Below are 15,303 nucleotides of genomic sequence, written 5' to 3' on the forward strand. Positions count from 1 at the left end.
GAGTTGATGGGGTTTTTGGTAATATGGTCAAGTCTCACGGCCTATTAGTACTACTTGGCTGAATGTGTTACCACACTTACACCTGTAGCCTATCAACCGGGTCATCTTCCCGGGGCCTTTAGCCTTGCGGAGGGAGATCTTATCTTTGGAGAGGCTTCCCGCTTATATGCTTTCAGCGGTTATCCCGTCCGGATATAGCTACTCAGCAATGCCACTGGCGTGACAACTGATACACCATGGATCCGTTCACCCCGGTCCTCTCGTACTAGGGGCAACTTCCTTCAAATCTCCTTCGCCTGCGATGGATAGGGACCGAACTGTCTCACGACGTTCTGAACCCAGCTCGCGTACCGCTTTAAATGGCGAACAGCCATACCCTTGGGACCTGCTTCAGCCCCAGGATGCGACGAGCCGACATCGAGGTGCCAAACCGCGTCGTCGATATGAACTCTTGGACGCGATCAGCCTGTTATCCCCGGAGTACCTTTTATCCGTTGAGCGATGGCCCTTCCACTCAGAACCACCGGATCACTAAGCCCTGCTTTCGCATCTGCTCGACTTGTTGGTCTCGCAGTCAAGCTCCCTTCTGCCTTTACACTCTTTGCGCGATTTCCGTCCGCGCTGAGGGAACCTTTGGGCGCCTCCGTTACACTTTGGGAGGCGACCGCCCCAGTCAAACCGCCCGCCTGACAATGTCTTGTGTAATTCACACAGTTAGAACTCGAGTTCACTAAGGGTGGTATTTCAACGATGACTCAACACAAACTAGCGTCCATGTCTCTCAGTCTCCCACCTATCCTACACATAATAAACCAAAGTTCAATGCCAGGTTACAGTAAAGGTTCACGGGGTCTTTCCGTCCTATCGCAGGTAGCCCGCATCTTCACGGGCATTACAATTTCGCCGAGACTCTCGTTGAGACAGTAGGGAGGTCGTTACACCATTCGTGCAGGTCGGAACTTACCCGACAAGGAATTTCGCTACCTTAGGACCGTCATAGTTACGGCCGCCGTTTACCGGGGCTTCGATTCGAAGCTTCGCTTGCGCTAACATCTCCTCTTAACCTTCCGGCACCGGGCAGGTGTCAGTCCCTATACGTCATCTTACGATTTCGCAGAGACCTGTGTTTTTGGTAAACAGTCGCCACCCTCTTTTCACTGCGTCCGACTCGAGCTTCACCGCGGGGCTTCACTCAATTCGGATCCCTTTCTCCCGAAGTTACAGGGACATTTTGCCGAGTTCCTTAACGAAAGTTATCTCGAACACCTTGGAATTCTCTTCCCACCCACCTGTGTCGGTTTGCGGTACGGACATTATGACCTAAACTTAGAAGCTATTTCTTGGCAGCTTGGAATCTTTAGCTTATTCTCATCTCTGAGACTTCCCGATATACCTCCGCTCAAGATGCGGATTTTCCTGCATCTCTCATAGCCTACATATACCAACAGGGTCTACCAACGCCCCGCTCTAAATATCCTTCTGCGTCACTCCTTCGCACAATCATAACGGTGCAGGAATATTAACCTGCTTGCCATCGACTACGCCTCTCGGCCTCGCCTTAGGACCCGACTAACCCCCGGCGGATTTGCCTTCCCGGGGAATCCTTGGGTTTTCGGTGAAGGGGACTCTCACCCCTTTTTACGCTACTCATGCCGGCATTCTCACTTCTTACTCCTCCAATACGCCTCTCGGTATATCTTCATCGGATGAAAGAACGCTCCCCTACCGCGTGCATCACTGCACACCCGTGTCTTCGGTATCATGCTTAGTCCCATACATTTTCGGCGCAGAAACACTCGACCAGTGAGCTATTACGCACTCTTTCAAGGGTGGCTGCTTCTAAGCCAACCTCCTGGTTGTCTCCGTATCTCCACATCCTTTCACACTTAGCATGAATTTTGGGACCTTAGACGACGGTCCGGGCTGTTTCCCTTTTGACCACGAAGCTTATCCCCCGTAGTCTGACTGCCATACTTCAAGTCACAGTATTCGGAGTTTGATAGGGTTTGGTAAGCTTGTGGGCCCCCTAGCCCTGTCAGTAGCTCTACCCCTGTGACTAAACATATGACGCTAGCCCTAAAGCTATTTCGGGGAGAACCAGCTATTGCCAGATTTGGTTGGCCTTTCACCCCTATCCACAGGTCATCCCAAGACTTTTCAACGTCAACGGGTTCGGCCCTCCACTGAGTTTTACCTCACTTTCAGCCTGCCCATGGATAGCTCATCTGGCTTCGGGCTTACTCCATGCTACTTTTCTCGCGCTATTAACACTCGCTTTCGCTTCGCCTCCGACATCTCACTGTCTTAAGCTCGCAACATAGAGTAACTCGCCGGCTCATTCTACAAAAGGCACACCATCACACATCTCAAGTGCTTTGATACCTTGTAAGCATACGGTTTCAGGTTCTATTTCACTCCGGTCCCCCGGTTCTTTTCACCTTTCCCTCACGGTACTCGTCCACTATCGGTCACTGAGGAGTATTTAGCCTTGGAGAGTGGTCCCTCCAGATTCCCACAAAATTACACGTGTTCCGTGGTACTCAGGAATTCCACTAAGAGAGTTGATTATTTCGAATACAGGACTTTCACCTTCTCTGGTCGGCTTTTCCAATACCGTTCCTCTATACTCAACCTTTTTTACTCTTCGTGAGATCATGAACTCTCACTTGTGGCTCCTTCAACACCTCTGCTACAGCGGTCCATGCCTGTAACATAGACAGAGGTTTGGGCTCTTTCGCTTTCGCTCACCGCTACTCACAAAATCGAACTTTCTTTCTTCTCCTCCGGGTACTAAGATGTTTCAATTCCCCGGGTATCGCCCCCACTCGCATGGGTGACAGGCTATCGCCTGCCGGGTTCCCCCATTCGGAAATCAACGGATCAACGCTTGTTTACAACTCCCCGTCGCTTATCGCAGCAAACCACGTCCTTCTTCGCCTCTCAGTGCCCTGGCATCCCCCGTATGCCCTTACTTACTTGACCATATTACTTATCACATAACTTACGTCATGCAATCCTAACGTCTCGCAAGAATGAGCCTGGTTCTTCTTTTCTTCTACTAATTCCAGGTGTCTTCACTAAAATTGTAATTATTAATTAATTTCTTTCTTTTATTGTTTTTGTTCTCAATAAAATAACTTTTTACTATACGACTTGATTCAGTTAATAATGAACTTGCGACTCGCATCATTCTCCAGAACCTTTACCTCGTCCCGAACTACTGCCCCTCGCGTGAAAAACAACTTCCCATACACTCTCCACTACGTCAACACTTTTTTGTATTTATTACTAAGAAAAATTAAAAATTTTTCCCGGACTCCCCCCACTAAACCCTCCCTTCCTAAATAAAATACCAACCTTTACCACATCCAATGATGATAAGTGAAGTGATGCCCTCTCATATTCGTTAAACTCTTCTCAATTCATTCTTATCGGTATGCTCAAAAGTCTTACCGTATATATCCAAATGCACATTCTGGAAATAACTGAGTGTATCTGTAGAAATCCTGAACTCTCTTGTAAAACTATTCGTTTTTGCATTTTGAAGCATAAAAGGAGATTGTAATATACTAAAATCCTGCTTTTCTTTTATAGCTTCTACCTTGATTATAATTTCTTTCTCTGTTTTTGTAAAAGAACCTGTGGCCAATACATTTACTGCTCTTGGGATTGAAAATGTAAGCATAATTGTATTATCTTTCTTATCCCAGATCCAATAACCTGTTTCATCATGAAATACTTCTCCATTTAATTTACGTCGCACTACCTGTAAATAACGGATGGCTACGAGTTCCTGGGTTTCTGCATTTTTTATTTCTCCGACTTCCTCAAAAGTAATTGTTTCAAAATACGGGCTTTCTTCTGTTCCTTCCGGTTCAGGAGCTATATCCAGCCCTTTATCGCCTTTCCAGGTTCCGAGTAATTCTTTTAGAGGTCCAAAATCGGTTACATTCTCTACTGCCATTCATTTCTCCTTTGTAATAAAATATGGAAAAATACTGGAGAACTTGTAAATAAAAAAACTCCCTACCCAGAGAAGCTCTATGGATTTTTGGATTTGGGTTCAAGAAGAACTGTTACAATATAGCCAGGTGGGATATATAACTTTTCTTGAAGGTTTCCATTAAAGTCTTTTTTCCATAATAAAATTTGGTTACTCGAAACATCCTGTTGTACAGACTGTGTTTGGATAAAAGTAGGTTTAGGAAAGTGAATAGGATTGATTTCAGGGAATTTAAGAGAAAGTCCTTTATAAGCCAAATTGTTTTCAGGATACCCATAATAGAGAGGAAGCGAGGATTTATAATCGCTGAGAATAGTGCTAAGACCGTGATTTCTTAAAATATTAGAAAAAGATAAAGCTACACCTGATTGCTTTATTGACTCTTCTATTGCTTCATAAGATAACTTCTTCGAGTTGACAATATCACGCAAAATTTCAGGACCGAAGTGCCGGATTAAAAACGCAGCAAATGACCAGGTCAGGGAGTAATCGGTAAAAACGTCACAATGTGATGGATTTTTATCCCAATCGCTCAAACTACAATCGGAGTGAGTGATATATTTATAAAAACGATTATTCCGTATTAATTCTCCTCCGGAAAGTCGGGAAAGAAATATATCTTCAGCCATTAAAGAACTTAACTCATTGAACCAGATTTCAGAGTTAATTCCCTTTAAAACCTTTCTTCGGTAGAAGTGAATCATATGTTGAAATTCATGAGCAAGGGTCAAAATCGATAGAGTGGGTGCTTCATCACTTTCTTCCCAGCTTGAACCGGATTTGCTGGCAAGAAAAACAGAATCTATAAATAATACAAGAGCCTCATTACTGAACGGAACTTCAGATTTTAAGAAATTATTTGCTGAATTATAATATCCTAAAATACCACTTAATGAATTATCACAGTGTATATCAAAATATACAATATCTATTCCCGGATGTACTCCGGAGATTAAATTTGTATAAGAATGCTCCCCCCATTCTTCTCCGCTAATATTGCGTAAAACAGAGTAAATTCCATCTGTTGATGAAAAATGTTGTACGGCAGATTGAATTTTTTCTTCATTTAATTTCTTATCAGCTTGACCGCTATCTGCCCAGTCTCTATCACCTACCCAAATTCTTAAAGGTACCCCACCGGCTAGTATTCCAGAATAGCGCAACCTGGTTTCTATTTCTCCATATTCTAATGATGTATAGCAACTCCCCTCTACCTTTTGAGTAGCGGTAAGCCAGGTTTTAATATCCGAACCCGGATTACTTACTTTTTTAGGCATAGGTTTCGAAGCATTCTTCCGGGTTTTAAGTTTGGATTTATATAAAAATTCATCTACATAATTTGGATGAATCTGAGATTGAAAAGGAAGAATATTTGTTATAGAAGGCTCTGCATTCCTTATGTTCCTATCCGGAGTTTTTGTATACATGATATAAATATTCGAATACTCTATAGAAGATAAACAAAATCCAACATCCTGCGATTGTGACTTATTGCTTGTATCAAAGGTGAAGATTTTATAATCCTGATTGTTTTGCATATCCTTATGTATCTGGCAAAAACTTTGACCTGTATTTAGCTCAGTGGAAGGATAATAGTCAGGACTTTTATATTCCTTTATTTCTAATAAAAAACCCTCAACAAATAAAATTTGAATATCTTCAAGTAGAAGAATGTTAGCTTCTCCCAGTTCCAGTTCATTCTTTTTTAATTTTAAATTGTATGAACCCGGAGGGAGTTGTATTTCAAAATTTCCATTTTCGTCAGTCTGAACGGTTCGCAATTCCTCATGACTATTTTTCCAGTATAAATCAAGTCCGGGCATCACCAGAAAGGGTTTGTTTAAGCTTCTAACTACACCTTTGACAAATGCCGAATCTGTTTTAGATGCAGGAGGTAAACCCAGAAGTGAATACAGAATACCGGTATCCTTTTTTTTAGCTTGAGAACAAGCACTTAAGAGTAGGAGAAGAAAGAAATAAAAAAATGGCTGAACCGCAGTTCTGAATGGTAATGCTCCAAACCTATAAAATATCATATCCTTTTCTTACCTTCTACAGATTAGATTGTTTTTTTTAGTAGAAAAATACAAAATAATATGCTATGATAAAGAAGGAATGTATTTATAAATAACGATTGTTATAAATAGGAATTGTAAAAATGGATAGAGAATCTATTTTTGAGCTTTATAAGGATGAAAACGGGAACTTTCGCTTTCGGTTACAGGAGAGAATGAAGGATTTTTTTTCCGAAGATCGGATTTTATTACTGGATATTCTTCATAAGCAACAAAATATTAAAAAAAAAGAAGATAAGAATAATGTGGTTGATGTATCTCATCCTAATTAAATCCTTTTATAAATTGTTTTTTTATGAATTTAAACCAGAAATCTAAACTTATAAGAAATCTAACCGGTTGTTTTAGAGACAGGAAGCTCGAACATGAGTATAGAGCCTACAGTTTTAAACGTGAAAGAATACCGGCATTTTTTCTTATTTTAATGATAAACATAGTATCTGCCTCCTTGATTTATAACGACTATCTACTTTTTTTCTCTGACAAAACACTGTTCTATCGCTTAATTTTTTTACGCTTCATTCTTTTAGCTATTTCTATTCTGGTTTTGTATATAATTAAAACCTCAGAAAAATTTATAGTTGTCGATTTAACCTTAGCTTTCTGGTTTGTAGTAATTTTTATCATTGGGGAAAGCATTAACTATACAAGGCCTCTTACCTTTAGTCATATTAGCATATTAAGATTTATTATACTATTTATGCTTTATACCTGGCTTCCTATTCGATTTATTTTTCAGATAGCTCTTGCATTCATTTATTCTCTTACCATGCTGTATATTAATTTTTGTGTATCGACAAACAACTTCCATGGTGTAGAATCAGCATTTCTGATTATTTCCTTAGTCGGAGTGAATATATATGGATTTTATCTTACCAACCAGATTCATAAAATAAAACGAAACGAATACTATAACTGGAAGATGGCAAAGCTTGCAGAAGAAAAAGAAAGAGATACAAATTTCCGTTTACGCCATGCTTTATCCGAATTAGAAACGATTTTTAATAATAATGCAGTGGGTCTTATCTATTTAAAAGATGGAAAAGTAGTGAACCAGGTGAATAAAAGAGGTTTAATGATTACCGGATATTCCAGGGAAGAGTTGATAAATAGAGATCCGGATTTCCTCTACCAGAATTATGATGAAAAGATGCAAAAAATGATACATGATGAATTACTAAAATATGCATCCATTGAAACCGAAATGATAATAAAGAGAAAAAATGCGAAACTTATTCACTGCAAATTTTTTGGTAGTATTATTGAACCCGGAAGAATTGATTCCGGAATTATATGGGCATTTACTGATATATCCAGGCAAAAAAAACTGGAAGAATTTAAGGAAACAATAGATAGAATTTCCAGACATGATTTAAAAAATCCATTATCTGCGATTGTTGGTTTCTCTACAATTATTATGGATAATAATGAGGATCTTGAAGCAGAGGATAAGGAAGCACTACAGTTTATACGCGATTCGGCCTTTGAAATGTTAGAGCAAATTGATAATTCTTTAAATTTATATAAAATTGAAAACGGTACCTATTTCCCCAGATTGGAAACTATTGATTTCATCGATCTATTGCGGCGTCTCTTACACAGACATTTTTTACTGTCCCAGGAAATGAGGGGCATCGCTTATCAGGTAACATTAAATGGAAGAAGTTTAAGACAGGATGATTATTTATTAATAGAAACAGATAAAAATTTATTGTTACCACTTTTAGGTAACCTGATAAAAAATGCAATTGAAGCCTCACATAAGAATGATACGGTATTTATTGAGATAAACACTCTCACAAAAAAAAATATTGAAATACGCGTTATAAATAATGGAGAAATTCCGATACAAATTCAATCTACATTTTTTAATAAATTCTCTACCTATGGGAAGAGCGGAGGAAGTGGTTTGGGTACCTATAGTGCCAAATTAATGACCGATACCCTCGGAGGAGAAATCAGCTTTTCTACAGGGTTCGGAAAAACAATTCTCTTAGTTCGCTTAAAAACTGAGCCAGTCCAACAAGAGTTGTAAGCTCGAAAGCAAGCGAGCCATCGGTGGCTCGCCTGAGATTAAAAATACTAAACTAAGTGGATACTTTTTTAGAAATCTTCGAATTCTTTTTTAGCTTCATCCTTTGCAAACGAGTAGTAACGATTGATATTAAAACCAATTGTCCATTCTCTGTTATTGTAGTTGTAATCAGCACCGTGAAGTAAATGTGTATAGGCAAGAGCTCTCATGTTGGTTACAAAAACTTGGTACATGTGACCCCCTGTCTCATAACTAAGTCCGACACTAAAAGGAACAGAATAGTGAGGAACTTTTTTATTACTTAATACGTTCCTAAAATACACATAGTTCAAATCACTGGCTTTGGAAAGATGGTATCCATCATTTATTTCCTGGGCGGTGAGTTGCTTGGTTGTGTCGATACCATAAACTTCGGAGTCAACTGTATTATAATCTTCTCCTATATAATCTCTTTTATCCATTACAATGGTTTCAAACATGATGGCCCATTCACCGGCAATATGGATTCTTCCTGCCAGATCCAGACCCCAGCGATCATTCGCAATATGGGGTTTTACGAAATTGCGATGAACAAAAAGGGGAGCCACCTGCAAGGAAAACATTTCTCCAAATTTACGATCCATTAAAATGGAACCGAAATACCCTGTTCTATCTTTCACGCTTAGTTTATAGCGGTTAAGATCCCTTTTCAAAACAGTATCAAGGGCGGTAACCCCGGTTGCCTGGGGAATTACGTAGGGACCGTAATCTATAGTTTTTTTCTGGGTATCAAAACCAACGGAACCGGCTATAGCCAGAGTTAGAGGAAAAGAACCCTGCTCAAATAGTGTAAACTTGCTCCTTCCTTCATAGGTTTTATAGGCCGAACTTCTGGCAAAACCAACAGAAAGCTTGTCGGTAATTCCGTAATCGAGAGATAATTGAATATTTGCTCCCTGATCAAGACCTAATAAATCATAGCTTGTGGATTTTGCATTTCCGAAGCGGTGATTGAACCTGAAATCCATAATATCCTTCTGTATGGGTGTAGCAGAAGGAAGATGCAGGATTTGAGGGCCTTTAAAAGCTTTCTGAATGTTTCCATCCTGAGCAAGAAGAGATAAAAAAGGAGAAAATGATAAACATAAAACAACAACTAAGTATCTCATTGAGCTTTCCTTAAATAAATTTTGGCTTTTAGCTCTACTGTTTTATCAACGGTTGCCAGTTTAATGTCAGGGACTTCCATACCAAATTTTGTTAGGTCAACTGTAAAAGCTGATTTAAGTAGATAAGCACTACCCTCTTTGCTTACTTTTCCGTTAAGCGTATAAGGTTTAGTTGTTCCGTGAATGGTTAAGTCACCTGTAACTTTTGCATTACCTGTGGCTGGATCATAGGAGGCAATTTTACCAACGAATCTTGCAGTTGGATACTTACCTGAGTGCAGGTATGTTTCATGCATTCTTGTATTGGCGTATTTGAAACTTCCGGAAAGTTTAAAGTCTTCATCTCTCATAGACAAAGTTATATCCACATCTTTTGTATCCATATTAACGCTGCCACTAAATTTACTGGCAAGACCGTTCATATTGGATTTTTGCCCTAACATGGTTTTGGTTAGAGAAAAGAGCATTTTACTATTAACTGAATCTACGCTAAGTTTTGATTCGGTGATTTCTACAGCATAAATAGAACTGATAGAAAAACATAAGAATACTGTTGTAATAAAAATATTTTTTAATTTTTTCATGGATGGTCTCCTTTTATTGGGTTGCTCCGGCCTGGATCCAGCAATATACAGCTTCTTTTATAGAAGAGTCAGCGTATTTGGACATGGAACCACTCGAAATAGTTTTATATAAATCACTACCGGCTGGATTTTTGGCTACGACCTTGGCGGCAACTGAAGAATAACTTGTCATGTCTACACCCGCAGTTGCGTTTGTAGAACTGTGGCAGCTTGAACACTTAGACGTTACTCCGGCTGAACCAAGGCTGGAAAAGGTAGCGGCAGATGAACAGGACGTGCCTGATTTCCCCGCTCCTACTAAAATTCCCAGAGTTATTTTTTCCTGTTCTACATCAGATGATTTGTTATAGGTACAGTTCCAAATAAAACTGAGAAATAATGAGAATATCATTATCGTTGTTGTTTTACTTAAAAAGTTTATCATTCTTTCCTCTTTCTCATTAGACCGATAAAAATAAAAATTTCTTAACGAATAAAAGTTTAGAGTCCAGGGTATAATGTAATGGGTATATTAGTAAATAGAACATTATACCTAATGAAACTCTTTTCCTTCATTCATAATGTATCATACCTTGATTTAAGGCCTACTCGGACAGGTGATTACACTTGCAGTTGCTACTTTCTTTAGCTCAGCGCAGGAATCCACCAGTAACTGTGTCGCATAACGTGTATTATGCACTCCAAAGCTTTTATCCTCTAAAACAAACATAAAGTTCCAGTAGGCTCTGGCGAACTTCATTTCGTTTGAGTCGGCGTTTGCAGACGGATTACTAATAGAGCTTAAGCTAGAAACAGAACACCTCGGTACTACGGTAGTTCCATCCGCAAAGGTCTCCCATTTAAGTGTGTAGGTTTTCCCATTTGCAGCAGCGATTACAGCCAGGGCTTCGGATAACAAACCTGTGCAATTAGTATCCGGATTCGCAAGAGCCACCAGTGCTGTATTTAAAGTAGCAAAATAATCTGTGACAATAGTTGTATCCTGATCTATATAAGCATCTCCTTTTCTTATATAACCATTATCTGCTGTCGCTTTTTTTGCAGATGGACTTGTATGACAGCCGGAAGTTTTACAACCAATCTCAATAGCAGTTGGTACTTCGTGTACGATTCCTGTAACGGCAAAGGAATGCCCTCCAACTCCGGCAGAAAGTCCATATCTGGTTGCTGTAGACGCATCACTATCATAGACCTGGTGACAGGTAACACAGTTAGCATTATCCTGATTGGTATGAGCCGAATTGCTGTAGCTATAGCCCGGATACTCAGCTCCACCCTTTCCCATAAGCATATCTGCCTGGGGGCCGTGGTGAGCGGTGGTCCTCAGCCCAGCTCCGCTGCCCTGTACGCTGGCCAGGATATACGCTTCAACGGTCTGACCGGAACTGGGTCCTCTGACCTGGTGGCAGGAAGCACAGAGGTTTCCCTTGGCCTTACTATAGGTAGTGCCAATATTCGTAACAATCTTGGTTCCATTGGCTACAATTGTTTTAAAGCTTCCATTTTCATGAGGGCCGTGGCAGGTAAAACAACCTATATTAGAAGGCCATTTTACAGCTGATGTGCCGATACTTGCATCATAGTTTGCTGCGTTTAAAGCATAGGTTCCCACAAATTCTCGGAAGCCTTCGTGAGTATGGCAGCGCTGACAACCACCACCATTGGAGTAAAACGCATCCGAACCGTGCCACTCATAACCCACTACTGTCCAGTCGGAAGCATTACCGGCCGTACCGGTTTTAGCATACATAGGAGCTTTATATCCGTTTTTATGTACGGATTCCTCCCAGCCTTCTTGTGCCCACTGAATTTTCTTTCCAGTACTACTGGTTTCCGAGTGACATCCCGAACAGTTTTCAAGAGCATTCAGCGAATTGGCGGCACTTACGACACTGGAAGCTAATGCCAGGTCTATGGCCGAATTTGTATTTCTTTCTTTATTTACTTCGTTCTGGGTTTTTTGACAGGAGAAGAAAATTAAGATAGAAAGGAAAAATAAAAATTTTACATTCTTTTTCATAGTTGATTCATCTTTGTATTCTAATATTCTATAATACTAAAAGGCAGGAAATACTTCCTGCCTTTTCTTTAATTTGCGGGTCAAAATGTTAATTAAGGTCTTGTTCCACAACTGGTTGTTGTATCCGAAAGAATTTTTTTCAAATCTTCACAGGAGTCGTATAGAAGTTCACTTAGATATTTATAGTTGTGCACTCCCTTACTCTTATCCTCTTTAACAAGCATAAAGTTCCAGTATGCCCGTGCAAATCTAGTAGAATTTGAGTCATTACCTGCAGAGCTATCTTTCAGGGTTGTTAAAGAAGAAGGATCACACCTTGGATCTATGGTGACTCCGTCCGCAAGTGTTGCCCAGGTAATTTTAGTCCCTGCAGCAGTAGCTGCTTTAGAGAGTAAGCCGGTACAACCTGTATTTGAACCTGATACATCATCCGGATTAGCTAAAGCCTTGAAAGTGGTGTTCAATTGTGTATAGTAAGCAGAACTACCGGTTTGAAGGTAAGCATCTCCTTTCCTTATCATGCCATCGTCTGTAGTTGCTTTTTTGGCAAAACTAGAGTTTGCTGTTGATCCAGTAGGAACGGTATGGCAACCTGATGTAGCGCAACCAATTGCAATTGCAGATTCTGCTCCGTGTACAATTCCGGTAACCGCAAAAGCATGACCACCCACAGCTGCGGAAAGACCGTAACGTTCTGCTGTTGAAGTGTTACTATCATAAACCTGGTGGCAGGTGATACAATCTGCACCGGTCTCAGTTGTATGTCTTGAATTGGAATAAGCTCCGTAGGTACTGCTAGGTTCTTGAGCTCCCCCTTTTCCCATTAATACGTCTGCCTGAGGGCCGTGGTGAGCGGTGGATCTGGTGCTTATTCCACTTCCTTTGAGTGCAGCAATCAGGTAATCGTTTACTGTTTGAGTGGAGGATGGACCGCGAATCTGGTGACAGGAAGCACAGAGACTACCTTTGGCTTTGTTATAAGTAGTTCCAATGTTAGTTGTAACTGTAGTTCCATTTTTTACCAGAAGGTCAAAAGATCCGTTTGTATGAGGGCTGTGGCAGGTAAAACAACCAATATTAGAAGGCCATTTTACGGCTGCTGTACCGATAGCTGCATCATAATTTGTTGTATTCAAATTATAGGTTTCCACAAATTCCCGGAAGCCTTCGTGGGTATGACAGCGCTGACAACCACCTCCATTGGAATAAAAGGCGTCGGAGCCATGCCATTCATAACCAATAACAGACCAGTCATTAAAAGTAGGTTTTGTTCCATCTGTACAGGTCCAGGCTTTGGTTGTAGAATTGTACGAACAATTAGAGCCTGTTTTTGTCCAGAGAGCACCTTTGTATCCGTTTTTGTGAACCGACTCGTCCCAGCCTTCTTTGGCCCAGAGGATTTTTCTTCCGAGTTCGGAGGTTTCTGAGTGGCAGTTTTTACAGGTTGCAGAGGCATTTGTAGCTGCACTGGACTGTGCCATGGCTACGAGCCCATAAGTTCGTGCTGTTTTATCTTCAGCATCTTCGTTCTTGCAGTATCCGAAAAATGCACATAGTATCAAAGCAATTAAAGTATTCTTAAAAAGCATTACGATCTCCTTGTTATAAGTGAACCTAGCAGGTTTTAGGATAAATTCAACTAAAATTAATTTTTAAACCCTTCCTAAGAATAAATATGTTAGCTTTTTTGAATTATCTAAAACAGTGAATTACTAAAAAGCTATAGGCTGCTTTCTTTTAATAAAAATTATAATAAAACTTAATACTTGGACAGCAATTCCCGCTTTAGAGTACAAGGCTTCTTTAAGCCTGTTTTTTAATCCATAACTTCCGGATTTCCTTCGAGGAAAAGAACCCAAAATACTTATGTATAGTAAAAATTGAGCTAAAATCATAGTAAAATTAGTACAAGGAAAAATGAATGAATAGCTCCTTCAGAAAATTTTTCACTGTTTTTAAAAATCTCGCTATGATGAATTTTCTCCTATAGAAATATTTGCTTTCAAAACTCCAGCGTGGCAATAGCCTGGAATAGTTGTGTCCATAGATGAAAATTAAATATTTCAAACAAGTTTCTTATCTTTTGCCAGGAACAATCTTTTGTATGAAAAGTTCAAGTGCTTTTCGAAATAATCTCACAGCTTGATTGATGGTGCCTTATTGTGCATCTACAAGAAAAGCAAGTATCCCTTAAGAGTTGCAAAAGTTATTAGACAAATTCTTATGCCAAAACAAAAAATGATTGTGTTCAAACGTGATAACCCTGATTTTTCAGAGTATTGAAGGTTCATTTTCTATCTTCCATCGTGCTTTGTAGAGGATTCTCTGTTCAATTCAAAAGCATTTTCTTTTGTAATTTTCAATATCTGGAAAGAGCTAAAGCAATCATATGCTCTTTTTATCAACCTGCTTATACTCAAGAACATTGACTTTGAGTTCTGAAGTCTCATTTAAAAAGAAATTTGGTTTGTAAAAAGAAAAGTAATGAGAAAATCTATCTTTCTATACAGAATTGCTCTGTCTTTTTTAATTCCTGTAGCTTATCAAGTTGATTGTAAAGGTGTTTGTGATTTTTTCTTTTGCACCTATGATAAAGGATAGATTCTTCTTTTCAGTAATTCAATGTGGGGAGCATTTGAAAACAGAGAATCCTCTACAAATATTGTTTTAAATGAGGATGCTCTCTTCTAAAATCTTCAATAAACCGTTTAGAGGCGTTGAACTCACAGTCATTTTTTGTTTTTCCCATCTTCGTTTGTAATAGCAGTTCAAAAACATAAGAGGGATAACTTCTTTCTTATCCGGATGCACAATACAGGCACCATACATCATATGCTGGTAGAGAGTTCCACTTTTCTTATTCTTTACAAGACAGGATTTACAATGAATTTTTCTCTGAGGAGAAGAAGATCGAGTTCCGTCTCCGGAAAAGAATATAATAATCATCAAGGACACGATAAGATTCGAGAACCTTGCCACGCTGGAAGTTTTGAAAAAAATATTTTATATATTTTCCTGAAAGCTCCTGTTGAAACTTCATCAACAATTTCTCTCATTTGAGTGTCAGAGGGTATCTCTTGAATCTTGTATATACTTTGAAGATTTTTATTCTTCACTTTTTCTCTTTCAAACTCAAGAAGCGATGCGTTCTTTTGAGAAAAGATAGCAAAGGCTGACATCAAAGCATCTGTTAGGGAAATCGAAGGATTGACTCTGTGGTCCGGGATTTTAGAAAATTCTTCCCGAATTGTTTGATAAAGTCCATCTGCTGATAAATCTACCCGTGCGTGTAACTCGTTTTTGGCTGGCATATAGTCAAAAAGACTATATCCCTGCACAGGTACAAGCGATTTTTGATGAAAAAGTTTACGAAAGCTTTCCCTGTAAACCCAAAAATCTTAGCCTTATCTGCCTGTTACAAGCAAAGCGGGAATTGCT

The 15,303-nt window shown here is 39.5% G+C and carries 11 protein-coding genes and 1 rRNA gene; 2 read left to right on the plus strand and 10 right to left on the minus strand.

The genetic code is table 11. The annotated features are described in order from the left end of the window. Positions 1–17 precede the first annotated feature (17 nt). The 3 genes from H7A25_19500 to H7A25_19510 form a co-directional block, all read right to left on the minus strand. Positions 18–2,986 (minus strand): 23S ribosomal RNA (locus H7A25_19500). A gap of 420 nt (positions 2,987–3,406) precedes the next feature. Beyond that, positions 3,407–3,964 (minus strand): FABP family protein, encoded by a 558-nt coding sequence (locus tag H7A25_19505; protein MCP5502093.1) that lies wholly within the window; start codon positions 3,962–3,964, stop codon positions 3,407–3,409. A gap of 77 nt (positions 3,965–4,041) precedes the next feature. Continuing rightward, on the minus strand, positions 4,042–6,039 hold the full coding sequence (locus tag H7A25_19510) for a hypothetical protein (GenBank protein MCP5502094.1): 1,998 nt from the start codon (positions 6,037–6,039) through the stop codon (positions 4,042–4,044). Between the two features lie 122 nt (positions 6,040–6,161). On the opposite strand from H7A25_19510, the gene H7A25_19515 reads away from it, so the two are divergent. Both H7A25_19515 and H7A25_19520 read left to right on the plus strand, forming a co-directional pair. After that, a complete protein-coding gene (locus H7A25_19515) occupies positions 6,162–6,350 on the plus strand; it encodes a hypothetical protein (protein ID MCP5502095.1) in 189 nt (62 codons plus the stop codon). A 23-nt stretch (positions 6,351–6,373) separates the two neighbouring features. Beyond that, positions 6,374–8,113, plus strand: coding sequence for a PAS domain S-box protein (locus tag H7A25_19520; GenBank protein MCP5502096.1), 1,740 nt, complete (start codon positions 6,374–6,376; stop codon positions 8,111–8,113). A gap of 68 nt (positions 8,114–8,181) precedes the next feature. Here H7A25_19520 and H7A25_19525 read toward each other — a convergent pair whose 3' ends face one another. From H7A25_19525 to H7A25_19555, 7 genes are all read right to left on the minus strand, one after another. Continuing rightward, positions 8,182–9,162 carry a hypothetical protein gene (locus H7A25_19525; GenBank protein MCP5502097.1) on the minus strand — a complete coding sequence of 327 codons (981 nt, stop codon included), beginning with the start codon at positions 9,160–9,162 and terminating at the stop codon, positions 8,182–8,184. A gap of 95 nt (positions 9,163–9,257) precedes the next feature. Next, positions 9,258–9,845 (minus strand): YceI family protein, encoded by a 588-nt coding sequence (locus tag H7A25_19530; GenBank protein ID MCP5502098.1) that lies wholly within the window; start codon positions 9,843–9,845, stop codon positions 9,258–9,260. A gap of 13 nt (positions 9,846–9,858) precedes the next feature. Then, complete coding sequence (locus H7A25_19535; protein MCP5502099.1) at positions 9,859–10,269, minus strand: hypothetical protein; 411 nt, start codon at positions 10,267–10,269, stop codon at positions 9,859–9,861. A gap of 153 nt (positions 10,270–10,422) precedes the next feature. Beyond that, the gene (locus H7A25_19540; protein ID MCP5502100.1) at positions 10,423–11,865 is read right to left on the minus strand and encodes a hypothetical protein; all 1,443 of its coding nucleotides are present in this window, start codon (positions 11,863–11,865) and stop codon (positions 10,423–10,425) included. Between the two features lie 92 nt (positions 11,866–11,957). Then, positions 11,958–13,454, minus strand: coding sequence for a hypothetical protein (locus H7A25_19545; protein MCP5502101.1), 1,497 nt, complete (start codon positions 13,452–13,454; stop codon positions 11,958–11,960). A 1,078-nt stretch (positions 13,455–14,532) separates the two neighbouring features. Continuing rightward, positions 14,533–14,814 carry a hypothetical protein gene (locus tag H7A25_19550; protein MCP5502102.1) on the minus strand — a complete coding sequence of 94 codons (282 nt, stop codon included), beginning with the start codon at positions 14,812–14,814 and terminating at the stop codon, positions 14,533–14,535. Continuing rightward, positions 14,811–15,176 (minus strand): hypothetical protein, encoded by a 366-nt coding sequence (locus H7A25_19555; GenBank protein MCP5502103.1) that lies wholly within the window; start codon positions 15,174–15,176, stop codon positions 14,811–14,813. The genes H7A25_19550 and H7A25_19555 overlap by 4 nt, the downstream gene beginning before the upstream one ends. Positions 15,177–15,303 lie beyond the last annotated feature (127 nt).

This window comes from Leptospiraceae bacterium, assembly GCA_024233835.1.
Taxonomy (GTDB): domain Bacteria; phylum Spirochaetota; class Leptospiria; order Leptospirales; family Leptospiraceae; genus JACKPC01.